The organism is Halalkalibacter wakoensis JCM 9140 (assembly GCF_000513095.1).
Taxonomy (GTDB): Bacteria; Bacillota; Bacilli; order Bacillales; family Bacillaceae_D; genus Halalkalibacter; species Halalkalibacter wakoensis.
Genome location: NZ_BAUT01000163.1, coordinates 1 through 1,316 on the forward strand (window position 1 = coordinate 1; position 1,316 = coordinate 1,316).

Below are 1,316 nucleotides of genomic sequence, written 5' to 3' on the forward strand. Positions count from 1 at the left end.
TTATTTCATTTGCGAATTTTTGAATGAAAATAATTACGATCAGAAAAAACAGCTGAAAGTCGCCTAAAAAAGGCGACTTTTTCAGTGATCTCGGACAGGTACCTCGACCCACCTTGGGAGTTAAGTATAGGAAGTGGACTCACGTTCCGTTATTTGTGACAAAAACAGTCGTTTCGAGGTGTTCGAGGACTGTGGTTCCGCTATTTCGTGTTAAATGGGTGTCACGATAGTGCATTTCTGTAAATAGCGGATTTTGTGTCCATCTCACTCTAAAAATTGGCTAGATTTTGTTGAAATAACGGAACTGGAGTCCGTTTGCTCAGTAAAACGCTTTGTGGTGGTCGACGCCACATCAGAGATTGTCTATTTTTTATTCCGTTATTAAATGATACACCTCGTCAACCATTTCCTCACCTTCAACTCAAATTTCATTCTTAGATGACGGCGAATCAACATTATGATTTTCTAAAAGAACGTCTCTACACTTGGTCAATCTGTTTCTTTCCAAGTGGGGCGGAAATACGTGTGGAATACTTTTTGGCTCGGAGGTGCTCCCTTTAGTGTTTCGATGAACGGAGATTGTGTTTGTTCTAATAACAGACTCTGTAGTTGTTCCAGTCTTACTGCACCGAATCCAGGTATTTTTCTTGGGATGGTAATATGAAAGTCCTCTAATTGTGGATAATAGCGAATGCTAGCATGCCCTGTACTGTCGGTTTTCCCTAATCTGTAACCAAATTCAAAAGTTTGTTCTATATAAGAAGAAACTTGGCGGAGACCTAAGTTTTCATAAATAGCCGGAAATTGATGAAAGACTGGAGGGGCGGTAAACGATATGGAAGTAATCTTCAAAAGGCTGCTCCTTTCTCGTTTTTCTTCATTGCTCTTATTATTCCCTGATAGGGAGTGCGACAGACGGCTATGAGTGAGATTTAGCATTGAGTTTTTTTATAAAAAGTAGTTTGTTACTTACTTGATCATACAAAAGCAGTTGAAAGCTTTTATATATAAAGAAAAGTCTTCTATGATTTTTTGGAATGAGGTTTAAATGAAGAGAGCTGTGGTAAAAGTATAGTAGTGGATAAGATTGTTGCTATCTGTCTCGAACTATGATAAATTATTGAATCTAGCCGCAAAAATTAATTTTAAATTAACTATTGCGCAGAATTATTTAATGTGATATATTATTACTTGTCGCCGCGATTGCTTAGTTCATTCGATGGTGATCGCAAAAAAACTTTTAAAAAAGTTGTTGCGCAGAACAAAATGTTATGTTATGATAATAAATGTCGCTGAGGAAAACAACGACAAACGAG

General features: G+C 37.2%; 1 protein-coding gene. It reads right to left on the minus strand.

Annotated elements, in window-relative coordinates; all coding sequences use genetic code 11:
- Nucleotides 1-489: 489 nt before the first annotated feature.
- Nucleotides 490-852, minus strand: a complete 363-nt coding sequence (locus tag JCM9140_RS21950; RefSeq protein ID WP_034751822.1) for a hypothetical protein — start codon at nucleotides 850-852, stop codon at nucleotides 490-492.
- Between the last annotated feature and the right edge of the window lie 464 nt (nucleotides 853-1,316).